The organism is Bacillus sp. FSL K6-0993 (assembly GCF_037977205.1).
Lineage (GTDB): Bacteria > Bacillota > Bacilli > Bacillales > Bacillaceae > Bacillus > Bacillus subtilis.
Genome location: NZ_CP150275.1, coordinates 1,480,251 through 1,504,544, shown reverse-complemented (window position 1 = coordinate 1,504,544; position 24,294 = coordinate 1,480,251). Strand labels below are relative to the sequence as shown.

24 protein-coding genes are annotated in these 24,294 nt (G+C 42.5%); 8 read left to right on the top strand and 16 right to left on the bottom strand.

Annotation, left to right across the window (positions count from 1 at the left end; genetic code table 11):
• Positions 1–3 precede the first annotated feature (3 nt).
• From pdhC to MHH79_RS07885, 4 genes are all read right to left on the bottom strand, one after another.
• Positions 4–1,332, bottom strand: a complete 1,329-nt coding sequence (pdhC, locus tag MHH79_RS07900) for a pyruvate dehydrogenase complex dihydrolipoyllysine-residue acetyltransferase (RefSeq protein WP_003232311.1) — start codon at positions 1,330–1,332, stop codon at positions 4–6.
• Between the two features lie 114 nt (positions 1,333–1,446).
• Complete coding sequence (gene pdhB, locus MHH79_RS07895) at positions 1,447–2,424, bottom strand: pyruvate dehydrogenase complex E1 component subunit beta (RefSeq protein ID WP_014113660.1); 978 nt, start codon at positions 2,422–2,424, stop codon at positions 1,447–1,449.
• A 3-nt stretch (positions 2,425–2,427) separates the two neighbouring features.
• Positions 2,428–3,543 carry a pyruvate dehydrogenase (acetyl-transferring) E1 component subunit alpha gene (pdhA, locus tag MHH79_RS07890; RefSeq protein WP_003222294.1) on the bottom strand — a complete coding sequence of 372 codons (1,116 nt, stop codon included), beginning with the start codon at positions 3,541–3,543 and terminating at the stop codon, positions 2,428–2,430.
• A 423-nt stretch (positions 3,544–3,966) separates the two neighbouring features.
• On the bottom strand, positions 3,967–4,638 hold the full coding sequence (locus tag MHH79_RS07885) for a YkyA family protein (RefSeq protein ID WP_014476698.1): 672 nt from the start codon (positions 4,636–4,638) through the stop codon (positions 3,967–3,969).
• Between the two features lie 213 nt (positions 4,639–4,851).
• Here MHH79_RS07885 and MHH79_RS07880 point away from each other — a divergent pair, with 213 nt between their 5' ends.
• Together MHH79_RS07880 and def are read left to right on the top strand one after the other, a co-directional pair.
• The gene (locus MHH79_RS07880) at positions 4,852–5,010 is read left to right on the top strand and encodes a YjcZ family sporulation protein (protein ID WP_063336139.1); all 159 of its coding nucleotides are present in this window, start codon (positions 4,852–4,854) and stop codon (positions 5,008–5,010) included.
• Between the two features lie 109 nt (positions 5,011–5,119).
• Positions 5,120–5,674: a peptide deformylase gene (gene def / locus MHH79_RS07875; protein WP_003245474.1), complete on the top strand. Its 555-nt coding sequence runs from the start codon at positions 5,120–5,122 to the stop codon at positions 5,672–5,674.
• 35 nt (positions 5,675–5,709) lie between these two features.
• Here the strand turns inward: def and MHH79_RS07870 are convergent, their stop codons facing one another.
• Complete coding sequence (locus MHH79_RS07870; RefSeq protein WP_015252170.1) at positions 5,710–6,483, bottom strand: Cof-type HAD-IIB family hydrolase; 774 nt, start codon at positions 6,481–6,483, stop codon at positions 5,710–5,712.
• A 385-nt stretch (positions 6,484–6,868) separates the two neighbouring features.
• Between MHH79_RS07870 and rnpZA the strand changes: the two genes are divergently transcribed.
• Together rnpZA and rnjA are read left to right on the top strand one after the other, a co-directional pair.
• Positions 6,869–7,078 carry an RNA polymerase subunit omega 1 gene (gene rnpZA / locus MHH79_RS07865; protein ID WP_003222303.1) on the top strand — a complete coding sequence of 70 codons (210 nt, stop codon included), beginning with the start codon at positions 6,869–6,871 and terminating at the stop codon, positions 7,076–7,078.
• A 5-nt stretch (positions 7,079–7,083) separates the two neighbouring features.
• Positions 7,084–8,751, top strand: coding sequence for a ribonuclease J1 (rnjA, locus tag MHH79_RS07860; protein ID WP_003245660.1), 1,668 nt, complete (start codon positions 7,084–7,086; stop codon positions 8,749–8,751).
• A gap of 33 nt (positions 8,752–8,784) precedes the next feature.
• On the opposite strand, the gene ade is transcribed toward rnjA, so the two are convergent.
• From ade to abhA, 5 genes are all read right to left on the bottom strand, one after another.
• Complete coding sequence (gene ade / locus MHH79_RS07855; RefSeq protein ID WP_015715822.1) at positions 8,785–10,518, bottom strand: adenine deaminase; 1,734 nt, start codon at positions 10,516–10,518, stop codon at positions 8,785–8,787.
• 155 nt (positions 10,519–10,673) lie between these two features.
• Positions 10,674–11,339, bottom strand: coding sequence for a Ktr system potassium transporter KtrC (gene ktrC, locus MHH79_RS07850; RefSeq protein WP_003222311.1), 666 nt, complete (start codon positions 11,337–11,339; stop codon positions 10,674–10,676).
• Between the two features lie 62 nt (positions 11,340–11,401).
• Positions 11,402–12,229 (bottom strand): gamma-glutamylcyclotransferase, encoded by an 828-nt coding sequence (locus tag MHH79_RS07845; RefSeq protein WP_063336142.1) that lies wholly within the window; start codon positions 12,227–12,229, stop codon positions 11,402–11,404.
• 15 nt (positions 12,230–12,244) lie between these two features.
• Positions 12,245–13,531 carry a two-component sensor histidine kinase KinC gene (kinC, locus tag MHH79_RS07840; protein ID WP_024572114.1) on the bottom strand — a complete coding sequence of 429 codons (1,287 nt, stop codon included), beginning with the start codon at positions 13,529–13,531 and terminating at the stop codon, positions 12,245–12,247.
• Between the two features lie 189 nt (positions 13,532–13,720).
• Positions 13,721–13,999: a transcriptional regulator AbhA gene (abhA, locus tag MHH79_RS07835; RefSeq protein WP_003244728.1), complete on the bottom strand. Its 279-nt coding sequence runs from the start codon at positions 13,997–13,999 to the stop codon at positions 13,721–13,723.
• Between the two features lie 283 nt (positions 14,000–14,282).
• Between abhA and mreBH the strand changes: the two genes are divergently transcribed.
• From mreBH to MHH79_RS07820, 3 genes are all read left to right on the top strand, one after another.
• Entirely contained in the window at positions 14,283–15,290 is a 1,008-nt protein-coding gene (gene mreBH / locus MHH79_RS07830) for a cell shape-determining protein MreBH (RefSeq protein ID WP_003245743.1), read from the top strand.
• 100 nt (positions 15,291–15,390) lie between these two features.
• Positions 15,391–15,525, top strand: coding sequence for a protein YkpC (locus tag MHH79_RS07825; RefSeq protein ID WP_003238865.1), 135 nt, complete (start codon positions 15,391–15,393; stop codon positions 15,523–15,525).
• Positions 15,526–15,634: 109 nt separating this feature from the next.
• Positions 15,635–16,867 carry an aminopeptidase gene (locus MHH79_RS07820; protein WP_003232341.1) on the top strand — a complete coding sequence of 411 codons (1,233 nt, stop codon included), beginning with the start codon at positions 15,635–15,637 and terminating at the stop codon, positions 16,865–16,867.
• A gap of 33 nt (positions 16,868–16,900) precedes the next feature.
• Here MHH79_RS07820 and MHH79_RS07815 read toward each other — a convergent pair whose 3' ends face one another.
• Positions 16,901–17,812, bottom strand: a complete 912-nt coding sequence (locus MHH79_RS07815) for a ketopantoate reductase family protein (protein WP_063336143.1) — start codon at positions 17,810–17,812, stop codon at positions 16,901–16,903.
• 56 nt (positions 17,813–17,868) lie between these two features.
• Positions 17,869–19,491, bottom strand: coding sequence for an ATP-binding cassette domain-containing protein (locus MHH79_RS07810; protein WP_003232344.1), 1,623 nt, complete (start codon positions 19,489–19,491; stop codon positions 17,869–17,871).
• A gap of 180 nt (positions 19,492–19,671) precedes the next feature.
• Between MHH79_RS07810 and MHH79_RS07805 the strand changes: the two genes are divergently transcribed.
• Positions 19,672–19,941 carry a hypothetical protein gene (locus tag MHH79_RS07805; RefSeq protein WP_003232345.1) on the top strand — a complete coding sequence of 90 codons (270 nt, stop codon included), beginning with the start codon at positions 19,672–19,674 and terminating at the stop codon, positions 19,939–19,941.
• Positions 19,942–19,974: 33 nt separating this feature from the next.
• On the opposite strand, the gene lepB is transcribed toward MHH79_RS07805, so the two are convergent.
• From lepB to MHH79_RS07785, 4 genes are all read right to left on the bottom strand, one after another.
• Complete coding sequence (gene lepB / locus MHH79_RS07800; protein ID WP_003232348.1) at positions 19,975–20,556, bottom strand: signal peptidase I; 582 nt, start codon at positions 20,554–20,556, stop codon at positions 19,975–19,977.
• A 144-nt stretch (positions 20,557–20,700) separates the two neighbouring features.
• Positions 20,701–22,605: a fructose-specific PTS transporter subunit EIIC gene (locus MHH79_RS07795; RefSeq protein WP_340035078.1), complete on the bottom strand. Its 1,905-nt coding sequence runs from the start codon at positions 22,603–22,605 to the stop codon at positions 20,701–20,703.
• Positions 22,606–22,619: 14 nt separating this feature from the next.
• The gene (gene pfkB / locus MHH79_RS07790) at positions 22,620–23,531 is read right to left on the bottom strand and encodes a 1-phosphofructokinase (protein WP_032725621.1); all 912 of its coding nucleotides are present in this window, start codon (positions 23,529–23,531) and stop codon (positions 22,620–22,622) included.
• Positions 23,528–24,283 carry a DeoR/GlpR family DNA-binding transcription regulator gene (locus tag MHH79_RS07785; protein ID WP_014476685.1) on the bottom strand — a complete coding sequence of 252 codons (756 nt, stop codon included), beginning with the start codon at positions 24,281–24,283 and terminating at the stop codon, positions 23,528–23,530. Before MHH79_RS07785 ends, pfkB begins: the two co-directional genes overlap by 4 nt.
• Positions 24,284–24,294 lie beyond the last annotated feature (11 nt).

Below are 24,294 nucleotides of genomic sequence, written 5' to 3'. Positions count from 1 at the left end.
ACATTACGCCTCCATTAAAATTAATTGTGGATCGTTCAGTAAACGCTTGATGTGATTTAATGCATTTTGCGCAGTTGCTCCGTCGATCATACGGTGGTCGAAGCTGAGAGAAAGAGCTAAGACTGGAGCTGCTACGATTTCGCCATCACGAACAATCGCTTTTTCTGCAATGCGTCCGATACCAAGAATCGCAACTTCTGGATGGTTGATAACCGGAGTGAACCATTGTCCGCCGGCAGAACCGATGTTTGTAATTGTGCAAGATGCGCCTTTCATTTCAGCTGGAGCAAGCTTGCCTTCACGAGCTTTTGTTGCAAGGCCATTGATCTCATCAGAAATTTCAAAGACAGATTTACGATCTGCATTTTTCACAACCGGTACAAGCAAGCCTTTTTCAGTGTCAGCAGCGATACCGATGTTGAAGTAATGTTTTTGGATGACTTCATCTGTTTTATCGTCAATTGACGTGTTTAAAACAGGGAATTTTTTCAGTGCAGATGTAAGAGCTTTTACAACGTAAGGCAAGTAAGTCAGCTTGATTCCTTGATCAGCAGCAACTTGTTTGAACTGTTTACGATGTGCAACAAGGTTTGTTACGTCCACTTCGTCCATTAACGTTACGTGAGGAGCAGTGTGTTTAGAGTTAACCATCGCTTTTGCAATTGCTTTACGGATACCGCTCATTTTTTCGCGTGTTTCTGGGAATTCGCCCTCTGGAGCTGGTGCAGCAGCCGGTTTAGCAGCTGTTTCTTGTGGTGCAGCTGTTTCTTGCGGTGCAGCTTCTTGCGCTCCTCCGTTTACAAAGCTGTCGATATCTTCTTTTACAACACGTCCGTTGTTGCCTGAACCAGTAACCTTACGGATGTCTACACCTTTTTCACGAGCATATTTACGTACGGAAGGCATAGCGATCACGCGTTTGTTCGGGTCAACTTCAGCTTGATCCTGCTGTCCTGCGCCAGTAGCTTTTGCAGGCTCTTGAGCTTGCTCTTCTTTCGCAACGTCTTGTCCAGCTTCTGCAGTTGACTGAACTTGTGCTTCAGTTTTCGCATCGTCAGACTCATCGCTGCCTTTAAATTGAAGATCTTCGTAACCAGGTGCATCAAACGTAATAATCGTTTGTCCAACAGTTGCAACCGTTCCCTCTTCAACTTTTAATTCTAATACTTTTCCTTTAACAGGTGAAGGAATTTCTACTACTGCTTTATCATTTTGGACTTCAGCCAGTACATCATCTTCGTCTACCTCGTCGTTAGGCTTGACAAACCATTTTACGATTTCGCCTTCGTGGATACCTTCCCCGATATCTGGAAGTTTAAATTCAAATGCCACAGTTCTCGACCTCCTAGTTTGATTAAGCAATTTTAAAGTTTACATCGTAAGCATTGAAAACAGATATATAATAGAGGGAAAACGTTCAGCTTCCCTCTCGATTATGCAGTTTGATTAAAATTCAAGCACTTTTCTTGCTGTTTCAAGAACGTCTTTATGGTTTGGAAGCCATACGCTCTCCGCTTGAGAGAAAGGAAATACTGTATCTGGCGCTGCAACGCGAAGTACAGGTGCTTCCAAGCTCAGGATCGCACGGTCATTAATTTCTGCTACTACGTTTGCAGCAATACCGGCTTGTTTTTGTGCCTCTTGAACGACAATCGCGCGTCCTGTTTTTTCTACAGAAGCGATAATTGTATCGATATCAAGTGGGCTTACTGTACGAAGGTCGACAACTTCAGCAGAAATGCCGTCTTTTTCAAGCTCCTCAGCAGCTTTTAATGATTCATGAACCATTGCGCCGTAAGTGATGATTGAAAGATCAGTACCTTCACGTTTCACGTCAGCTTTTCCAAGCTCAATTGTGTATTCTTCTTCAGGAACTTCCTGACGGAAAGAACGGTAAAGCTTCATGTGCTCTAAGAAGACAACAGGATCATTGTCTCTGATCGCAGAAATTAAAAGTCCTTTGGCATCGTAAGGAGTTGATGGAATAACAACTTTGATACCAGGCTGTTGTGCAACAAGACCTTCTAAGCTGTCAGCGTGAAGTTCAGGAGTATGAACACCGCCGCCGAAAGGAGAACGAATTGTTACAGGTGAAGTCCAGCGTCCGCCAGAACGGTAGCGCATACGAGCCATTTGGCCAGAAACTGAATCCATTACTTCATAAACAAATCCGAAGAATTGGATTTCCATTACCGGACGGAAGCCGTTTAAGCCTAAACCAAGGGCAAGACCGCCGATACCAGATTCAGCAAGTGGCGTGTCAAACACACGGTCTTCACCGAATTCTTTTTGCAATCCTTCTGTCGCACGGAATACGCCGCCGTTTACACCAACGTCTTCTCCGAAAACTAAGACATTTTCGTCATTTTTCAGTTCTGTGCGTAACGCATCCGTGATTGCTTGAATCATTGTCATTTGCGCCATGGCTTACTTCGACTCCTTCTGTGTATAAATTTCAAATTGCTCCTCAAGGTTGTGAGGCATTTTTTCGTACATGATTTTCATTAAATCAGTTACTTTTTGCTTCGGTTCAGCATCAGCTTTTTTGATCGCTTGCTTAATTTCTTCTTTCGCATCCTCAATTACTTTTGCTTCTTCTTCTTCAGACCATAAGCCTTTGTTTTCAAGGAACGCACGGAAACGTACAAGCGGATCTTTTTGTTCCCACTCATTTTCGATTTCTTTTGTACGATATTTAGTAGGATCGTCACCAGCCATTGTGTGCGGGCCATAACGGAATGTAAGTGTTTCAATTAGTGTTGGACCTTCGCCGTTGATTGCGCGCTCGCGTGCTTCAGCAGTTGCTGCGTATACAGCAAGCGGATCCATTCCGTCTACTTGTACGCCGACAATACCGGCAGCTACAGCTTTTTGTGCAATTGTTTCAGCTGCAGATTGTTTTTCAACAGGAGTTGAAATCGCGTAACGGTTGTTTTGCACCACGAAGATTGCAGGTGCTTTATAAGCTCCGGCAAAGTTAATTCCTTCGTAGAAGTCCCCTTGAGAAGCTCCGCCGTCACCAGTGTAAGTGATTGCGACAGCTTTCTTACCGCGTTTTTTAAGACCTAGCGCAACACCGGCAGTTTGAATGTATTGAGCACCGATAATGATTTGTGGAGAAAGGGCATTCACATCATCAGGCATTTGGTTTCCTCTGAAATGTCCGCGAGAGAAAAGAAACGCTTGATATAATGGAAGGCCGTGCCAAATTAACTGAGGCACATCACGGTATCCAGGAAGAACAAAGTCTTCTTTTTCAAGCGCGAAATGCGTTGCAATCTGAGAAGCTTCTTGACCCGCAGTAGGAGCGTAAAATCCGAGACGTCCTTGACGGTTTAATGAGATAGAGCGTTGGTCAAGCACACGCGTAAATACCATGCGGCGCATTAGCTCTTTTAATTGATCATCAGTTAAATCAGGCATCGCCGCTTCATTCACGACTTCTCCCTTTTCATTTAAAATTTGGAACGTTTCGAACTGCTTTTTAATGGCATCAAATTGCTTCTTACTGTCAACGATAGCTTTTTTCGTTTTTGCAGCCATACTAAGTCACCTCTTCCTTTCTTTTAAACAGTCATTAGACGTGCATTCCTTTTATACATACAAACTTAGGGTACCCTAAAGTATCAGCAGTAAGTCGTATTATATTTTAGCCGATCCCCAGTTTGCCAAAACCTTTTATGTAGGATAGTTACACTCTGCTTTGAACTGTATTATTTCGAAGTTGTAAAAAACTAATACAACACCGCTTAACATGGATTAGTTTACACCAAATAAAGAAGAACCGTCAATCGTTTTCATCGCTGATTTTCAATAAATGTATTCGCTTTACATTTTCAACAAAAAAACAGATGCCAACCGCACCAAAAACTGTACTAGTATACCTCACTATACTGTACTACAATAGAAATGAAAATTTTGAACGAAATCCGAATCGCATTTCATTCAAAAAAAGAGCTGATCGAGTCAGCTCTTTTTCACACGATAGCCTGCAGCATCATATAAATCTTCCCGGGCTTTATTATATTTTTCGGTTTGTTCATTAAATTCTCCGCTATATTTAAGGATCTTTTCATAAGAAGCATTGACTTTATCGATCTGCTGATCCAGATCATCTCTTGTCAAATCTTTGTCTTTCAGCTGCATATACAGTTTTTTATTAAGCTCAAGCGCTTTTTTATACTCTTTATACATGGTGCCATATGATGTATATCTTTTCTCCATATGGTTTGCTGCGGCATCGGCCTTTTCTTTTATGTCTTTTTCCTTAATATGTTCCGCTGACGTTTTTGCTTCCTCAAATTCTGTTTCCGATTTTTTCATGCTGTCATTTTCAAGCTTTAGGTGTTCTTCGCGCTTGCTGACATTTTCAAGCGCCTTATTAGATAAAGCAACAATTTTTTTATAATCATCCATATTGAGCTTCATAACACTATCGTAAAGCTGATTTTCTTTGGCCTCTAATTCTTTGAGTGTTTTTTGTTCTTCTTGAAACGGCTTTTCCGATTCCGCGGCTTTTTCTAATGAATGATGAAGTGAATCAACCGGGTCCTGTCCCATGCATCCTGTTAATATCAGTGCCATGGCACAAAAAGCTCCGATCTTCATTCCAGGCCGCCGTTTTATTGCGTCTTTCACGTTAAATCCCCCAATCTTGACAATTTCTACTATAGAATCCATGGGGACATTTGGCAATAGTCGTGCTGTATTAATGCAATACTGAAATTAAATCAAAAAAGTGAAAAATCAGGACAGATGACCATACAACTTTTTTGTTTTTACATAGGTTATATTAGACGCTATGCCTACTTATAAAGGCTCTGGCGTAATTAAAAGAGGAGGTTATGTAATATGTATGGATATGGTTACGGCGGAGGCTGCTGCGGTTATGGTGGTTACGGATATGGTGGCTGCGGATATGGCTACGGCCGCACCTTTGCGCTAATCGTTGTTTTATTCATTCTGTTAATCATTGTCGGAGCTGCTTATTTAGGCGGAGGCTGTTGCTAACCACACAGCATGAAATTGACCAGCCATATACGGCTGGTCATTCGTTTCGTTGCACCTTTGTGAAGAAATCCGATATAATTTACATATTAAGCTTTAGGAGTGAAGTTTTTTGATTACTATGGAAAACATCGTACGTGACGGCCATCCAGCCCTCAGAGAGACTGCCGAACCTGTTGAGCTGCCTCCAACTGATGCAGAAAAACAGCAGCTGGCCGACATGATCGAATTTGTTAAAAACAGCCAAAATCCGGAATTAGCCGAAAAATACAAGCTGCGCCCTGGCGTAGGGCTCGCAGCTCCTCAAATTAATATCAAAAAACGAATGATCGCCGTTCATGCGGAAGATGCTTCCGGTAAATTATACAGCTATGCTCTGTTTAATCCTAAGATCGTCAGCCATTCAGTTGAAAAAAGCTACTTAACAAGCGGCGAGGGCTGCCTCTCTGTAGATGAAGCGATTCCCGGTTATGTTCCCCGCTATGCTCGCATCAGAGTAAAAGGAACAACACTAGAAGGCGAAAATATCGATATTCGTTTAAAAGGATTTCCAGCTATTGTGTTTCAGCATGAGATCGATCATTTGAACGGCGTTATGTTCTATGATCATATTGACAAGGAAAATCCTTTCAAAGAACCTGAAAATGCAATCGCAATTGAGCGCTAAAAGAAAAAACGGCTGGCACAATGCCAGCCATTTCTTTATTTTAAAAGGCCCAATTCTTTGACAGCGTATGCAATTCCATCCTCGTCCACCGGTTTTGTTACAAAGTCCGCGATTTCTTTCAGCTCGGGAACAGCATTTCCCATAGCAACGCCTGTCCCTACATATTCAATCATTTGCAGATCATTTAATCCGTCGCCGAAAGCATATGTATCGCCGATATCAAACGGAAGACGCTCAATCACTTTTTTGATTCCTTCTGCCTTCGAACCTCCGTGCGGCAGAACATCAGTCGATAGCTCATGCCAGCGAACTAGATCAAACTCAGGAAAAGCGGCATAAGCTTTTTCTTCTTCATCCTGACAAAATAAAAGAAGCTGAAAAATTTCTTTTCCTTCATAAAAAAGGTCATCGGTCTCTGGGTAATCGGTTTTAAGGCTGCCGATTCCCTCGAGAACATGAGGGTGATCCGCAACAGTCGCTTTCATCGTGTCCTCAGCCATAAACACAACAGGATGCTTGCCTTCATCCGCCTGCTTTAATAATCGCCTGATTGCATCTTCAGGCAGCGGATTTTTATAAATCACTTGATTTTCAAAGACAACAAACTGTCCATTGTAGGAAATAAATGAGTGGATGCCCAGCTCCTCCAAAATCGGCTTAACCAAAAATGGAGACCGGCCGCTGGCAATAAACACATGATGCCCTTGGCGCTGCAGCTCCGCCACGGTTTTTCTCGTACTTTCCGGTATATTCTTATCATGATCATATATTGTGCCGTCAATATCAAAAAAGATTAATTTAGAATCCATCGCAACTTCCCCTTTATCGTCTTGGTCTGCAATTCCCACCCTCATCATACAAAAAGATTGTCATTCAGCAAACAATTTCGTTCAAAAATCATATTAAATTCCATTAATAACCACGAAAAGTCTTCCTCAATCTCCGTATACTATTTGTATAAAAGAACTCTGGGACAAATATTTTAATAAAGGAGGAACTGGCTAATGCTGCGTAAATTAAGAAAAAAACTCAGAAGACAATGGAACGGAATGCTCCGCAAGAAAGCAATTGCCTGACAAGGGATCTTTCACTTTTTGAGAGATCCTTATTTTGCTCAAGGCTTTCCTTATATTCCGTTTTCGAATATAATAGAATGAGCGAGTCTAACATACGGCATTTAAGGAGAGATTTGGAATGATTTATAAGGTATTTTATCAAGAGAAGGCTGACGAAGTACCTGTTCGGGAAAAGACAGATTCACTTTATATTGAAGGCGTATCTGAGCGTGACGTCAGAACAAAGCTGAAAGAAAAGAAATTTAATATTGAGTTTATTACACCTGTTGATGGTGCATTCTTAGAATATGAACAACAGAGCGAAAATTTTAAAGTATTGGAGTTATGAGCGGTATGAAATTTGTAAAAAATGATCAGACTGCTGTTTTCGCCCTCGGAGGTTTGGGCGAAATCGGTAAAAATACGTACGCGGTGCAATTCCAGGATGAAATTGTGCTGATTGATGCGGGGATCAAGTTTCCCGAGGACGAACTGCTCGGAATTGACTACGTCATCCCTGATTATACGTATTTAGTCAAAAACGAAGATAAAATTAAAGGGCTTTTTATCACCCACGGGCACGAAGACCACATCGGCGGTATTCCATACCTGCTCAGACAAGTGAATATTCCTGTATACGGCGGAAAACTCGCGATCGGCTTACTTCGGAATAAACTTGAAGAGCATGGATTATTGAGACAGACGAAACTGAACATTATCGGCGAGGATGATATTGTAAAGTTCCGCAAAACGGCTGTGTCATTCTTCAGAACAACACACAGTATTCCGGATTCCTACGGCATTGTTGTAAAAACGCCGCCCGGAAACATCGTACATACTGGGGATTTCAAATTCGACTTTACTCCAGTCGGCGAGCCGGCAAACTTAACGAAAATGGCCGAAATCGGTAAAGAAGGCGTTTTGTGCCTTCTTTCAGACAGCACAAACAGTGAAAATCCGGAGTTTACCATGTCTGAGCGCCGTGTAGGAGAAAGCATTCATGACATTTTCCGCAAGGTGGACGGCCGAATTATCTTCGCTACATTTGCGTCGAATATTCACCGCTTGCAGCAGGTAATTGAAGCTGCTGTACAAAATGGAAGAAAAGTTGCCGTATTTGGACGCAGTATGGAATCGGCTATCGAAATTGGACAGACACTCGGTTATATTAACTGTCCTAAAAATACGTTTATTGAGCATAACGAAATCAATCGTATGCCTGCTAATAAAGTAACAATTTTATGTACAGGAAGCCAAGGGGAACCAATGGCGGCGTTATCAAGAATTGCAAACGGCACACACCGCCAAATTTCAATCAATCCTGGGGATACAGTCGTATTTTCTTCATCCCCTATCCCAGGCAACACAATCAGCGTGAGTCGAACAATCAACCAGCTGTATCGTGCGGGTGCTGAAGTTATTCACGGCCCTCTTAACGATATCCATACATCCGGTCACGGCGGACAGGAAGAACAGAAGCTGATGCTTCGTTTAATCAAGCCTAAATTCTTCATGCCGATTCACGGTGAGTACAGAATGCAAAAGATGCATGTCAAGCTTGCAACAGATTGTGGCATCCCAGAGGAAAACTGCTTTATCATGGATAATGGTGAAGTATTAGCGCTTAAAGGCGATGAGGCTTCAGTTGCAGGAAAAATCCCGTCCGGTTCAGTGTACATTGACGGAAGCGGTATCGGTGATATTGGCAATATTGTACTTCGTGATCGCAGAATTCTCTCTGAAGAAGGACTTGTCATCGTTGTTGTCAGCATTGACATGGACGACTTCAAGATTTCAGCGGGTCCAGATTTGATTTCCAGAGGATTTGTGTACATGAGAGAATCTGGCGACTTGATCAACGACGCTCAAGAGCTCATTTCAAATCACTTACAAAAAGTAATGGAACGAAAAACGACTCAATGGTCTGAAATCAAAAACGAGATTACAGACACTCTTGCGCCTTTCTTGTACGAAAAAACAAAGCGCCGTCCAATGATCCTGCCGATCATAATGGAGGTTTAAAAAAAGAGGCACTCCCTAAGGGAGTGCCTCTTTTTATTGCAGTGATATGTGTTGAAATGATTTTACATCGAATAAGCCCGTAGTCGTCATTTTAATATCAGGAATGACAGGCAACGCTAAAAACGACAATGTCAAAAATGGATTAAATCCGCCTGTGAAACCGATTAACGGCAATTTATCATGAAGCGTCAGCAAGCTTTGATTCACTTGCTCTGCAGATTGGTCGGATAATAACCCTGCAATCGGCAGCGGTACTGAATGGAGCTCTTCCCCATTTTTTATAATCGTTAATCCTCCGCCAATTTCCTGCAGCTTATTAACTGCCGCCGCGATATCCTCATCATTCGTTCCGACAGCAATAATATTATGGGAGTCGTGTGAAATGGTTGTGGCAATCGCTCCGCTCTTGAATCCAAAACCTTTCACAACACCAAGTCCGGTTTCTTTTAATCCTTTATGCCGCTCAACAACTGCAATCTTTAACAAATCAAGCTCAGTGTCAGGCTCAAATTCGCGGGCAACAGGAGCCGGAACTTGTACTAATCTTGTTTCAAGCTGATTTGGTATGATTTGAATGACATTGATCTGCTGCTCTGAATCGATTGGCATATGAAAATCCTGTTTGTTAAGAGGATCAGCAAGCTTAACAGAATCAAGCAGTGCCTGATCTGGTGCTGCAGTTGAAGCATAATCATGATAGACCGCTTTGCTGTCTTCAGCAACAGTCTGCCCTTTTACCATCGTCATTGTGACAGTGACATTTTCCAGATCAGATACAAAGAGCAAATCAGCGTCAAAACCCGGGGCAATCGCTCCCTTTGTATCTAATCCGTAGCATTCGGCCGCATTGAGGCTTCCTAATTGATAGGCTAAAAACGGATCAAGTCCGGCTTGAATCGCCATTTTCACCTGATGGTTTACACTTCCCTCTGACAATAAATCATCCACATGCTTATCATCCGTACAAAAAAAGAACCGGCGTGCGTTCTTTTCATTCACCGCCGGCAGCACATTGAGCGTGTTTTTGGCGACTGATCCTTCACGCATCATGACATACATGCCCCTTCTGATACGATCAAGGGCTTCTTCCTTCGATGTTACTTCATGGTCATTTAAGACAAATGCGGTTCTGTAAATGTTAATGAGGTCTGTTGATAAACCAGCTAAATGACCGTCTATCCGTTTTCCTGCAACACGGGCATCGAGCAGTTTCTGAACCATGTCTTCTTCAGCCTGCTGAACCGACACATAATCCATAACTTCAGCCAGTCCTAATACTTCTTCTTCTTCATAAAAAGGCTTGAGATCTGCAGCTTTAAGAATTGCGCCTGATCGCTCAAAACTTGCGGCAGGCACACTGGAAGGAAGCATAAAATGGATATTCAGCGGTGTATGCCGAGCTTGTTCAAGCATAAACACAATCCCTTTTTCACCAGACACATTCGCGATCTCATGCGGATCTGTAACAACCGTCGTCACGCCATGAGGCAACACTGCTTTAGCGAACTCAATCGGTGTAACCATTGATGACTCAATATGTACATGTCCATCAATAAAACCCGGAACAATCATTTGTCCCTCTGCATCAATGGTATTTTCGCCTTCATACTCACCGAGGCCTACAATAACTCCATCTGTAATCGCAATATCTTCATATATCCATTCTTGATTATATACGTCCATGATTTTTCCGTTCTTAATGACGATATCAGCTTTTTGTCTTTGGGCTGAAGCATTCAGCCTATTGACTAGCGCTTCTTTATTCAAATAGGCCCCTCCTCTTTTTTATTATATGGTACAATATGCTATCGGAACGCCTGTGCTTAGTCAATGAAATTTTAAGAAATTGACGCTCAGTTCATTAAAGTTGTTATATTCTGATAATATGAAAAACCGCCCTTTGAGGACGGCTTATTTGGCTGCTATTTTGTATGAAGAACTCTTTTTTCGAAACGGGAGATGTCTGTAACTGATCCAATAACAATGAGTATATCTTCTTGGTGGATGACTTCGGTTGCAAGCGGTGATACGATGACTTCCTTGCCCCTTTTTATGGCTACGATGTTAATACCGTATTTTGCGCGAATATCTAAATCGAGAAGTGTATTTCCAGCCAGACGGCTGTTGGCTACGATTTCAACAAGACTATGCTCTTCAGACAGCTCCAAATAGTCAAGTACATTGTTGGACACGATATTATGCGCAATTCGTTTTGCCATATCGCGTTCCGGATGGACGATGTGATCCGCGCCAATTTTAGACAGCACTTTTTCGTGATAATCGTTCTGCGCTTTAACTGTAATCGTATGGACGCCAAGTTCTTTCAGAATGAGTGTCGTTAAAATACTCGCTTGAATATTTTCCCCGATTGCTACAATAACGTGGTCAAAATTTCGCAGGCCTAAATTTTTCAGGACAGATTCGTCTGTCGAATCACCGATAACTGCGTGAGATGCAATCTTGGCATACTCGTTAACTTTATCTTCATCGATATCCATTGCCATAACCTCGACGCCTTCTTCGCTTAATGCTTTGCAAATACTGCCACCAAAACGGCCCAGCCCAATTACCGCAAATTCTTTTTTCATCGTGGTGCTCCTTTATATGACATGATATTGATCAAATTTTATCATATTCTTTTGTTACAGTGTTATCCTTTTGGCAGCGAATTCATATGCCGCTTGAGCTTTTCAGTAAACTCAGGCGACAAATACAGCTCCGCTCCGCGTTCGATTTCAATCTGATAGTGCTGAGGCGGGGCAATTTCCGCTTCTTTTTGGAGGACGAGAAAGGTTAAGCAGTCTTTATAGTGCCTACCGCCAGCTTCAACGTCTACAAATGCCGGCCGATACGTAAGAGATTCGACGCCCTCCCTTTTATATAGATAGGAGAGAGCAGAATAAGGAATACGGTATAAAACGCCTTCTGTTGTTCCTCCGTCTTCCAACATGTCCGCTCTTGAACCGTCTTCCCTTTTTAGCGTGAAGCGGGTTGTGTATCCTTTTAAAACAGCTCTTCCTACTGGATCTTGAAAATAGTGATCGACTCCCGCTTTTTGAAAGCGGGCATTATCCATGCATGATCCATAGGCAAAATAATAAATGGGATTTTTCGATTTGCTGATCATCTGATGTTCTTTCCAGTCGCCGCTGCTTATTTTCGTAAAACCGGCACACCCTTCTTTGTTCATAAAATAAATAAGCGCATTTTTAATCCCGACATCCGTTTCTACAAACACCGTTTGTTTATGATATCCTTGAAAAAATTGATCGAGCTTATGTATACACAATTCATCTGCTTCATATACTTCGCCGTATATATAGCCTTCACCATTTAAAACAGCTGTGGGCCCCTCTTTTGCAGCAAACAAACTTCCCTTTGTTCTCGCCTGCTCATTGATACATGCCGATTGTGCCAGCAAATGATGATTTTTTTCATGCTTTCTTAATGTCCCGTATACAAACAGAAGCGAGTTCACTTTATTTTTCTCCTCTCAGCTGTCTGATTTTAAAGGCAAAACCACTTGAAAGACGCTGCCTTTTCCAGCTTCACTTTCGATTTTCAATTCCCCGTCATGTTCCTTCAGGATTCTCAAACAAATGGGAAGTCCCAGTCCAGTGCCCTTTTCTTTTGTTGAATAAAAAGGTTTGCCAATCTGCTTCAGCTTTTCCTGCGGCATGCCGTTTCCTTCATCCTTTACGCTTATCACTGCATGAGAGGCGGTTTTAGCAGTTGAAATGGTTACGACACCGCCCTTTGGCATTGCCTCAATTCCGTTTTTAATGATGTTGATAAAGACCTGCTTCAGCTGATTTTCGTCTCCATTAATCATACAGCCATCTGTCTCTTTGAAATTTTTCTCTATGACGATATTGGACAGAATTGCATTGGTATCAAGCAATGTCGTGACTTGTTTCAAGATCTCATTAAGCTGGTGTGTTTTAAATGTGATTGCCTGCGGTTTTGCAAGCAGCAGCAGCTCGCTGAGCACTAAATCGATTCTTTTAATCTCTGAAAAGATGATGTCAAAATAGTCTTTTCTGTCCGGATATTGTGTTTTCATAATCTGGAGGAAACCGCTGACAGATGTTAAAGGGTTTCTGACCTCATGAGCAATACCTGCGGCAAGTTCACTTGTGATTGATAGTTTCTGGGATTCCCTCGCCAGCCGTTCATTAATCTCAATGAGCTCATCTTCAGCCTCTTTCCGCTCAGTGATATCTGACATTGTACCCAGGCTGCCTGTAAATTGGTCATCCCGATCATAGTAAAGTTTATAATGAACTTCTCCCCAAAAAATCGTGCCGTTTTTTGTCACGTATTTTGCCGTAAACATGCCAGAAGACGCTTTGTTTTGGATTTGGGTGTTAATGTGGTCGGCTACATGCTTTTCTTTTATGAAGTAATCGTTATACATTGTTCCCATACATTCACTGATTGAAAAGCCGGTTATTGATGCCCACGCTTGGTTTAAATATGTAATTTCGCCTTTTGCATTTGTTTGAAATACGATTTCCTGCAAATTATCCATGATGCGGTTTTTTTCTTCAGAAAGCTGTTTATACTTCCATTCGTTATCCTTCATTTTCTTAACCAGCTGCTGTTTCTCATCAATATAATAAGCCAGCATCCAGACACTTACCAGCGTGACTGCAGTATACACAATATCAACAGGCCAATTAATCGGATTTTTGCCTATATAATAAAATAAATAATCCCAAAACATTATAAAAATCATTGCCAAAATGATGGAAATGATACGAGCTTGATATTTTCTCATATGACCACCTGCCGCTTGTGTTTCTCTACTTATTGTACCATTCTTCGACAAATAATTGAGTAAAATATGTAAAGTATCCCAAATCATTCATTACCAAATATCTTGATGTCTTATCTTAGGCGGCGGTAATCAAAAATTGGCACGCAAAAAAGGCGGAGATGATATCGCTCCGCCTTTTTTAGCATGATTTTATTCTTTTAAAGCGGCTTGAATTTCTTCGAGAAGCAGCTGTGCACCCTCAGGACTTAGCGTAATTTTACCGTTGCCGTATTCTTTATTTTCTGAAGTGATTTCTCCAGTCATTAAACAAACGCCATGAGGTTTGTACTTTTTCAAGATAATTTTATCTCCGTCAACAAAAAACTCAATGCTGTCTTTTATGGCAATATCCAATGCCCGTCTCAACTCAATCGGCATGACAATGCGGCCTAATTCATCTACTTTTCTCACAACACCTATTGATTTCATAAAAACCCTTCTTCCTTTAAATGTTTCTTTTCTCATGTAATGTTTTAAGGATGTACCTCAATATATCGTAGACGAATGAAACTTTGAAAAAGTTTCCCGCTTTCTATAAGAATTACAAGATATTTTTTCCATAAAACCGAAAAATGTATTACTTCTGTTACACAGTTCCTTGATTTTTTACAAAAACATTTCTTTACCGACGCACACCCCCAAAAATCGCAGTATTTCTGAGAAACTTTAAATGTAGAATCATATTAAATTAGGATAAAGATTGGGTGAAAACATGTTTCAATCAACTGAAATCGGGATTGACTTAGGAACAGCTAATATACTTGTTTACAGCAAAAATAAAGGGATTATCCTAAATGAACCATCTGTTGTCGCAGTGGATACGACGACAAAAGCAGTGCTTGCAATCGGAGCTGACGCGAAAAACATGATCGGTAAAACACCGGGAAAAATTGTCGCTGTCAGACCGATGAAAGATGGCGTGATCGCAGACTATGATATGACAACTGATCTGCTAAAGCACATTATGAAAAAAGCCGCAAAAAGCATCGGCATGTCGTTCAGAAAACCGAACGTAGTCGTTTGCACACCATCAGGCTCAACAGCAGTAGAACGCCGCGCCATCAGTGATGCGGTGAAAAATTGCGGCGCGAAAAACGTTCATTTAATCGAAGAGCCAGTTGCAGCCGCCATCGGAGCGGATTTACCGGTTGATGAGCCGGTTGCCAATGTGGTAGTAGATATCGGCGGAGGGACGACAGAGGTCGCTATTATTTCCTTCGGTGGCGTTGTTTCCTGCCATTCTATCAGGATCGGCGGAGACCAGCTTGATGAGGATATCGTTTCTTTCGTCCGTAAAAAATACAATTTGCTGATCGGCGAACGCACAGCTGAGCAGGTAAAAATGGAAATTGGCCATGCTCTGATTGAACATATACCAGAGGCAATGGAAATTCGGGGACGCGACCTCGTGACAGGTCTTCCAAAAACCATTATGCTTCAATCCAACGAAATTCAAGATGCAATGCGTGAATCCCTTCTGCATATCCTTGAAGCCATCAGAGCGACACTTGAGGACTGCCCGCCTGAATTGAGCGGAGATATTGTTGATCGCGGCGTTATTTTAACAGGCGGCGGCGCGCTCCTTAATGGAATTAAAGAATGGCTCACAGAAGAGATTGTCGTGCCTGTACACGTGGCGCAAAACCCGCTTGAATCTGTAGCAATCGGCACAGGCCGTTCTTTAGAAGTGATTGATAAGCTGCAAAAGGCAATTAAATAGTCTTTACCCGCAAAATTCTCACACGCGGCAAATTTCTTGCTTCTTTTTTCCTCACTTCCTTCATATTGTGGGAAATGGAGAAACGTTAAGGAGGAAACAGATGCTAAGAGATTTAGGAAGAAGAGTAGCGATCGCAGCCATTTTAAGCGGAATTATTCTTGGAGGCATGAGCATTTCTTTGGCAAATATGCCCCATTCGCCTGCAGGCGGCACTGTAAAACTGAATCATCCATAATATTGAAAAAACCCAAGACGTGTCGTTTTGGGTTTTTCACTTTGGGCTCCTTCTTTCCTTTATAGGATCATATTTGATATGATGAGAAAAAAGCTTGGAGGAATGATTCATGGATTCATTTTCACAGAAATTAAATACATATGCACAGCTGGCGGTAGAAGTCGGCGTTAATGTCCAAAAAGGCCAGTATGTAGTCGTAAATGCTTCAACAGACGTTCGGGATTTTGTCCGTTTAATTGTAAAACACGCATATGAAAAGGGCGCAAAAAACGTCACCGTGAATTGGCAGGATGACGAAGTCGCCAAATTAAAATACGAACTTGCGCCGTTTGAAGCATTTGAAGAATATCCTGAATGGGAAGCAAAAGGCAGAGAAGAGCTTGCCAAAAATGGAGCTGCTTTCATTTCTGTTGTGTCGTCGAACCCAGACTTGCTAAAAGGTATAGATTCCAAACGGATTGCGGCATTCCAAAAAGCAGCAGGCAAAGCATTACATACATACAGACAATATATTCAATCAGACAAAGTCAGCTGGACTGTCGTAGGTGCGGCATCAGCAGGCTGGGCTCACAAGGTGTTTCCTGGCAAATCAGAGGAGGAAGCGATCCACCTTCTGTGGGAAGAAATTTTTAAAGCGACGCGCGTAAATGAAGACAACCCGGTTCAGGCGTGGATCAATCATGACCAAAATCTTCATGAAAAAGTTGACCATTTGAACGAGAGACATTACGCTGCCTTACATTATCAAGCTGAAGGAACTGATTTAACAATTAAGCTGCCTAGGAAGCATGTTTGGGCAGGTGCGGGAAGTGTGAATGAAAGCGGCCATGAGTTTATGGCCAATATGCCGACAGAAGAAGTGTTCACGCTGCCGCAAAAAGACGGGGTTGACGGAGTGGTATCAAGCACAAAACCATTAAGCTACGGCGGAAATATTATTGAAAATTTCACCCTGACGTTTGAAAATGGCCGTATAGTCGACATTAAAGCTGAAAAAGGTGAGGATATTTTAAAAGAACTGGTGGAAACAGATGAAGGTTCTCACTATTTAGGTGAAGTGGCACTTGTTCCTTACGATTCGCCTATATCACAATCAAACATTCTTTTCTATAACACGCTGTTTGATGAAAACGCATCAAATCATTTGGCGATCGGAAGCGCCTATGCCTTTAATATTGAAGGTGGAAAGCAGATGTCTCGTGAAGAGCTTGTCAAAGAAGGCCTAAATGAAAGCATTACACACGTAGACTTTATGATCGGTTCTAAGGATATGAATATTGACGGAATTACGGCAGACGGGAAAAGAGAGCCTATCTTCAGAAACGGAAATTGGGCTTTTTAAGTAAATAAAAGGAGGCTTTTTCGCCTCCTTTTTTTATTTTTCTGCTTCATACATTTGCAGATTCGCATAAACGGTTTCTAATACTGGTACTGCAAGAGATAGACGTTTTGCTTTTTCAAGCAAAAATCCATGCAGGTGGTCGCCTTCTGTCGTTTGGCCGTTTTCCATATCCCGAAGCATGGAGGACTTCATATGGTAAGACATGCTGGTCATCGTACGAAAGCTCTCTTCCTCAAGATCCAGATCAGCCGGAACACCTTCTTTTCGTAAAACAGCGCAAATTTCCCCAATAAGAGTTTGAGCCGTGTGACGTCCGGCTTCTGTGGCGAGGATTGGGCCAAGCGGTCGTTGAAATAACGTTGTGATCCCCGCTTGCGCTGCAATAAAGAGATACTTTTTCCAAATGTCCTTCTCGATATGCCCGCTAATGATGACTTCAGCCTTCACACCTGAAAATGCCTCTTCAAGCGCTCTTATTCGCTCCGTACGCTCGCCGTTCCATTCTCCAAATACAAAACGATGTGATGCGCTCGTATGATGAATTTCTCCTTTGTTGTCTAAAGCACTTTCTATAAAACACAGGCCGCCCAGCACCTGTTCTTTTGAAAATGCCGTAAATAGCTGCTCATAGTGGCGGTACCCGTTTAAGAAAGGGATAATGACAGATTCCTGATGGATAAATGGTTTGACATCGTCTATCACTTGACCAAGCGAGTATGCTTTAGAAGCAATGATAACGACATCAAATTGCCCTGTTTCTCCGGCACTGATTAGTTCGGGCTGAAATGATACATTCCCTTTTTCACTATGGATGGCAAGCCCGGTTTCTTTCAGCTGCTCAGCTCTTTTTTGGCGCACAAGAAATGTCACATCATTTCCTTTCTCCGAAAGCCGTGCGCCAATATACCCGCCTACTCCACCTGCTCCGACAACCAAAAATTTCATGTTGTGATCTCCTTTCATATTTAGGTATCAAAAAAAGCAGAGAAATCTCTGCTTTTTTATTCCGCGTATAGTTCAGTCAATTTTTTCTGCACATCAGCATTTTCAAGGAACTCGTCATAGCTCATTTGCTTATCGACGATGCCGTTAGGTGTAATTTCTATAATTCTGTTGGCAATGGTCTGCACAAACTGATGGTCATGGGAAGTAAACAGCATAGCGCCTTTAAAGCTGATTAAGCCGTTATTGAGCGCTGTAATGGATTCTAGGTCTAAATGGTTGGTCGGCTCATCCAAAATTAAAATATTGGCGCCAGAAAGCATCGCTTTCGACAGCATACAGCGGACCTTTTCTCCCCCGGAGAGTACGTTTGCTTTTTTGTGGACTTCCTCTCCAGAGAACAGCATGCGTCCTAAGAAACCGCGTAAAAAGCTCTCACTTTGGTCGTGCGGAGAATATTGGCGAAGCCAGTCTACAAGGTTCAGATCACTGCCTTCGAAATATTCGCTGTTGTCTTTTGGAAAATACGCCTGAGATGTGGTAACACCCCATTTAAACGTTCCGCTGTCAGCTTCCATTTCCCCGGAAATGATTTTAAACAGCGTAGTAACAGCAAGTTCGTTTCGGCCAGTGAAAGCAATTTTATCTTCTCGATTCATAATAAAGCTGACATTGTCAAGCACCTTTACGCCATCGATTGTTTTTGTTAAGCCTTCCACGCGAAGAACATCATTTCCGATTTCCCGTTCCGGCGTGAAGTTAACATAAGGATAGCGGCGGGAAGACGGTTTAATATCATCCAGCGTGATTTTTTCGAGAAGTTTCTTTCTTGATGTAGCCTGCTTAGATTTAGACGCATTGGCGCTGAATCTAGCGACAAACTCTTGAAGCTGTTTAATCTGTTCTTCTTTTTTCTTGTTCGCTTCTTGAGAAAGCTTTAACGCCAGCTGGCTTGACTCGTACCAGAAATCATAGTTTCCGACATAGATTTGAATTTTGTTAAAATCAAGGTCGGCAATGTGCGTACATACTTTATTTAAGAAGTGACGGTCATGGGATACGACAATAACTGTGTTTTCAAAGTTAATCAGAAACTCTTCAAGCCACTGGATTGCCTGAAGGTCCAGGTGGTTCGTTGGCTCATCGAGCAGCAGAACATCCGGCTTGCCGAATAATGCCTGTGCCAAGAGAACTTTTACCTTCTCCGAACCGCCGAGGTCTGCCATCTTTTTTGTGTGCAGATCTTCTGAGATACCAAGGCCTTTTAACAGGATCGCAGCTTCACTTTCCGCTTCCCAACCGTTCAGTTCCGCAAATTCACCTTCTAGCTCAGCAGCACGAATCCCATCCTCATCTGAGAAATCAGGCTTCATGTAAATAGCGTCTTTCTCCTGCATGACTTCATACAGGCGTTTGTGGCCCATAATGACCACTTTCAGCACTTCATACTCTTCGTACTCAAAATGGTTCTGCTTCAAGACGGCAAGACGCTCGCCAGGACTCATATGCACGTCGCCTGTCTGAGGCTCGATTTCGCCTGACAGCACCTTTAGAAACGTTGATTTACCGGCACCGTTTGCACCAATTAACCCATAGCAGTTGCCTGGGGTAAATTTAATATTAACATCTTCAAATAACTTGCGATCCGCAAACCGCAAGCTTACATTATTTACAGCAATCATTTATTATCCTCCATCATGTCTATCATCAATAAAAGTATACCATGAATGCAGGGCAAGAGAAATGATTCCATGATAAAACAGAGAGAAAACACTTATACACCCAAACCAGCCAGCTGTGTTACAATTAAAGAGAGAGAATGCATCCGCCTGGAAAATTACACACTCTCATGGAGGAACACGTTGAGGCTTTTAACACTTACTGAATATTGCTTACTGATCTTTTTTACGGGCTTTTACCTTGCCGTAACAGGCTTTACCGCCAAAGATATCGGCTTATATATAGGCATAGCCCTTATTTACATATTTTCGCACATTTTTTCTAAACGGCTTTTAGAAAAGCGCGGAAAAGAGAACAAACAGGTTCACCTTTTCTTCAGTGTGCTAGCTATTATCGGTTCAGTGTTCATCACGGTTTTATGCATTGCATTGGTCGCTTCTTTTTCAAAATAAAAACGCCTGCTGTCCTAGGCCAGCAAGGCGTTTTTATTTTGTTTGACGCATTTCGTTAAACGGGAAAAAGACAAACTTCGATGTGCCGACAATTCGATCTTCCGCGATCAGTCCCAGCCCGTTTCGGCTGTCCATAGAATTCAGCCGGTTATCTCCCATGACAAAGTATTTGCCTTTCGGAACCTTAACCGGTCCAAAGTCTCCTGTCAGACTGACACCAAGTTTTTCTGCTTCCTTCTTGTTTTTAGACAAGTAAGGCTCGGCTACTTTTTTACCGTTTATATAAAGCGTGTCATCCTTCATTTGAACGGTTTCTCCAGGCTTTCCGATCAATCTTTTTACATAATGGATTTTAGAAGTTTCACCGTTGATAATAACGATATCTCCGCGCTTCAGCTCGCCGATATAGTTGACTGTTTTATTCACAAACAGCCTTTCTCCGTCATGTAATGTGGGATACATAGATGAACCTTCAACTAAATACGGTTCAAACAAAAAGTGACGGATCAGGAGAGCCAGCAGAACAGCGATGACAATCGCTTTACCCCATTCCAGGTACGTATTGGTTTTTTTCTTCGCCGTTTTCTCAGTATTCGTATTTTTTTCCTCGGTCAAAGTGTTTCCTCCTAGACAATTGCTATGTCAGTTGTTTCTCTTCTTTTACTTTATCATAAAAAAGAATAAAATACATAACTTAACCGCGCTCCCTGCCGGCCGGATAAGAAAAAGCGTCCTTTCGAACCAAGGACGCTTTTTTTCTTATTTTTCTGTAACAGGTTTTTTGACGATACCGAGGATAATTGCCATCACGACAGCACCGATCACGATACTTAAAAGGTAAAGCATCGGATGGTTTGTAATGAAAGCTACGAATACTCCTCCATGAGGGGCCGGAAGCGTTACTCGGAAGAATTCAGTTAATCCGCCGGCAACAGCTGCACCGACTACAGCAGCTGGTATGACGCGAAGCGGATCAGCCGCAGCAAATGGGATCGCTCCCTCTGTTACGAAAGCAGCTCCCATGAAATAGCATGTAATACCAGCTTCACGGTCACGCTGAGTGAATTTGTTTCTGAAAATGGTTGTTGCAAGTGCGATACCAAGCGGAGGAACCATACCGCCGGCCATGATAGCTGCATGAGGCGCATAGTTGCCTGCATCGATCATGGCGATACCGAACGTAAAGGCTGCTTTATTAAGCGGGCCGCCCATATCGATCGCCATCATGCCGCCCAAGATAATACCCATTAACACAAGATTTCCAGTACCAAGGCTTTCAAGCCAGTTTGTTAAGAAATTCATAAATGCCGCTACAGGTGTATTGACGACAAATTGCATTAATACGCCAGTGATAAAAATACCGAACAGCGGGTAAATCAAAACAGGTTTTAATCCATCAAGTGACTGAGGGATAAACGTAAATACTTTTTTCAGTAAAATCACGACATAACCGGCAAGGAATCCGGCAATTAAGCCGCCTAAGAATCCAGCATTCGCTTGAGTTGCCATAAATCCGCCTACCATACCAGGCGCAAAACCAGGACGATCTGCAATACTCATCGCAATGAAACCGGCCAGAACTGCAACAATCAGTTTTAATGCATTGTCGCCGCCGATAAAGTTTAATGCTGCTGCAAACGTGTTGTAGCTAGGATCATTCGGATCTGCAGAGTGAATTCCCCAGAAGAATGAAATCGCAACGAGAATACCGCCGCCGACTACGAACGGAAGCATGTTGCTGACACCGCTCATCAGGTGCTTATAAAACGCGTTTCCGATACCGCTTCCAGACTTGCCTTTCGCTTCTTCATCATCGTTTGAAGCTGCCGAACCGCCGCCGCTGCCTTGATAAATCGGCGCATCTTGATTCATCGCTTTTTCGATAAGCTCTTGCGGACGTCTGATACCCGCCGTTACAGGAACTTGAAGTACGCGCTTGCCTTTAAAACGTTCCATTTCAACCTGCTTGTCCGCTGCGACAATGATTGCAGGTGCATCTTCGATTTCTTGGGCAGTGAGCTTGTGCTTAATGCCGCTTGACCCATTTGTTTCGACCTTAATGTCCACACCAAGCTCTTTCGCTTTTTCTTTAAGGGCATCCGCAGCCATGAATGTATGGGCAATACCTGTCGGACATGCAGTAACCGCTAAAATTTTTCCTTTTCCGGCAGGTGCTGGTGCCGCTTCTTCTTCTTCCTCTTCGTCATCATCTTTATCGTGCTGATTAATAATGTCGATGATGGCATCTTCAGACTCAGCTTCAAGGAGCTGCTTACGGATTTCTTCACGCATTAACAGCGTTGAAAGTCTTGACAATGCTTCAAGGTGAGTGTTGTTTGCGCCTTCAGTCGCCGCGATCATGAACACTAAGTGAGCCGGCTGGCCGTCTAATGATTCATAATCGACGCCGTCTTTTGAACGTCCGAACGCGATCGCCGGGTTGATAACGCTTGCCGTTTTCGCATGGGGGATAGCGATTCCTTCACCGATACCCGTGGAGCTTTGGCTTTCGCGATTTAAAATGGCTTCTTTATAGGATTGCCGGTCATTTAACTTTCCAGCCTTATCAAGAACAGTGACCATTTCGTCAATAACATTTTCTTTTTCTTTGCTCTCAATATTAAGCTTTATCGTATGCTTCGTTAAAAGCTCAGTTATTTTCACTTGTGTTTCCTCCTCTATAGACGTGTGACCTTAACTTCAGGAAGAAGCTGCTGGACAAATTCTTCTGTTCCAAGTTCTTCAGAGAACGCGGTAGCACTGCCTGAAGTAACTCCTAAGCGGAATGCTTCTTCAAGCGGCAGCTGTTTGGAAATTCCGGCAAGGAAACCTGCAACAACGGAATCCCCTGCTCCGACTGAGTTTACCAATTTCCCCTTTGGCACGTTAGCAAAATAAACAGCTTCGTTCGTAAACAGAAGCGCTCCGTCTCCGGCCATTGATACGATTACATGTTCAGCGCCTTGTTCTACAAGCTTTTTCCCATAAGGAACGGCTTCCTCAACAGATGTAATGGTCGTGCCGAACATTTCTCCAAGCTCATGATGATTTGGCTTCATCAAAAATGGTTTCATTTCTGTTGCTTTCAAAAGAGCCTCGCCTGAGATATCCAGAACAACTCGTGCGTTCTGCTGTTTGCAGGCCTCTGCGATTTTTTCATAAGTATCGTGAGGGAGTGAAGATGGAATGCTTCCTGCAAGAACGACGATATCTCCCTCTTGCAAAGATTGGAACTGTTCTAAAAAGGCTTTGAAATCTTCATCCGAAATTGTCGGTCCCTGCCCGTTAATTTCAGTTTCATCACCAGTTTTCAGCTTTACATTGATACGGGTATCCCCTTTTACTTCAGAAAAAGCTGTTTCCAGGTTTTCTTCCCGTAAAAATGTTTTGATATATTCTCCGGTAAATCCGCCGACGAATCCGAGCGCTTTAGACGCCACATGATGTCTTTTCAGCAGTCTCGATACGTTGATGCCTTTGCCCCCTGGATACTTGGTATCATACGAAGAACGGTTCAGGCCTCCTACAGTAAAATCTTCAACGTGAACAATATAATCGACAGATGGATTAAGTGTTACAGTGTAAATCATGGTTTCACTACCTTTACGACAGTTTTTTCTTGGTAATTATCGAATGTAAGCTCTTCAGCGTCAGTCGTAATGATTGTTGCGTCGCCTATTCCGGCGAATGCCGAAAATGAAATTTCTCCGAACTTCGAAGGGTCTGCTAAGACGTAAGCGTGTTTTGCCTGTTTGATCGCTTTCTGTTTTAAAAGGGCCTCATCAGGGTCCGGCGTTGTGAATCCAGCCTCTGTATGGACACCGTTTGTCCCCAGAAAACTCTTGTCAAATCTGTACTGGTCCATGGCAATCAATGAAGCGCCTCCAATAATCGCGCCCGTTCTGTGCTTTACGTATCCTCCAAGCAGATAAAAAGAAATTTCTTTCCTTATTAATGCATCGATATGCATTACCCCGTTTGTGACAACGACAATATCTTTGGTTTTATCCATAAAATCAATCATGTGCAATGTCGTCGTGCCTGCATCAAGGTAAATGCAATCCCCTTCTTCTAAAAGAGAAGCTGCTTTCTCAGCAATCTTCAGTTTATCGTGAAGGTTTTTGGATGATTTTTCAAGCATATCGGGTTCAAGTCTGATATCGGAAAGCTTGGCCGCTCCACCATGAACGCGCTTTAAAAAACCGCGTTCTTCAAGGGTCGATAAATCTCTTCTGATTGTTGATTCAGAAGCATTAGTCAGATTTATAAGCTCTTGAATCTTTACCACATCATGCTTTTCTATTTGATCAATAATCAATTGATGCCGTTCAGGAGTTAGCATGCTTCACCTCC

What these genes read in the sequence shown, in the direction of transcription:
- pdhB (WP_014113660.1), bottom strand. Translation starts at nt 2,424, where the DNA reads ATGGCGCAAATGACAATGATTCAAGCAATCACGGATGCGTTACGCACA.
- pdhA (WP_003222294.1), bottom strand. Translation starts at nt 3,543, where the DNA reads ATGGCTGCAAAAACGAAAAAAGCTATCGTTGACAGTAAGAAGCAATTT.
- MHH79_RS07880 (WP_063336139.1), top strand. Translation starts at nt 4,852, where the DNA reads ATGTATGGATATGGTTACGGCGGAGGCTGCTGCGGTTATGGTGGTTAC.
- MHH79_RS07870 (WP_015252170.1), bottom strand. Translation starts at nt 6,483, where the DNA reads ATGGATTCTAAATTAATCTTTTTTGATATTGACGGCACAATATATGAT.
- rnpZA (WP_003222303.1), top strand. Translation starts at nt 6,869, where the DNA reads ATGATTTATAAGGTATTTTATCAAGAGAAGGCTGACGAAGTACCTGTT.
- rnjA (WP_003245660.1), top strand. Translation starts at nt 7,084, where the DNA reads ATGAAATTTGTAAAAAATGATCAGACTGCTGTTTTCGCCCTCGGAGGT.
- ktrC (WP_003222311.1), bottom strand. Translation starts at nt 11,339, where the DNA reads ATGAAAAAAGAATTTGCGGTAATTGGGCTGGGCCGTTTTGGTGGCAGT.
- kinC (WP_024572114.1), bottom strand. Translation starts at nt 13,531, where the DNA reads ATGAGAAAATATCAAGCTCGTATCATTTCCATCATTTTGGCAATGATT.
- abhA (WP_003244728.1), bottom strand. Translation starts at nt 13,999, where the DNA reads ATGAAATCAATAGGTGTTGTGAGAAAAGTAGATGAATTAGGCCGCATT.
- mreBH (WP_003245743.1), top strand. Translation starts at nt 14,283, where the DNA reads ATGTTTCAATCAACTGAAATCGGGATTGACTTAGGAACAGCTAATATA.
- MHH79_RS07825 (WP_003238865.1), top strand. Translation starts at nt 15,391, where the DNA reads ATGCTAAGAGATTTAGGAAGAAGAGTAGCGATCGCAGCCATTTTAAGC.
- MHH79_RS07820 (WP_003232341.1), top strand. Translation starts at nt 15,635, where the DNA reads ATGGATTCATTTTCACAGAAATTAAATACATATGCACAGCTGGCGGTA.
- MHH79_RS07815 (WP_063336143.1), bottom strand. Translation starts at nt 17,812, where the DNA reads ATGAAATTTTTGGTTGTCGGAGCAGGTGGAGTAGGCGGGTATATTGGC.
- MHH79_RS07810 (WP_003232344.1), bottom strand. Translation starts at nt 19,491, where the DNA reads ATGATTGCTGTAAATAATGTAAGCTTGCGGTTTGCGGATCGCAAGTTA.
- pfkB (WP_032725621.1), bottom strand. Translation starts at nt 23,531, where the DNA reads ATGATTTACACTGTAACACTTAATCCATCTGTCGATTATATTGTTCAC.
- MHH79_RS07785 (WP_014476685.1), bottom strand. Translation starts at nt 24,283, where the DNA reads ATGCTAACTCCTGAACGGCATCAATTGATTATTGATCAAATAGAAAAG.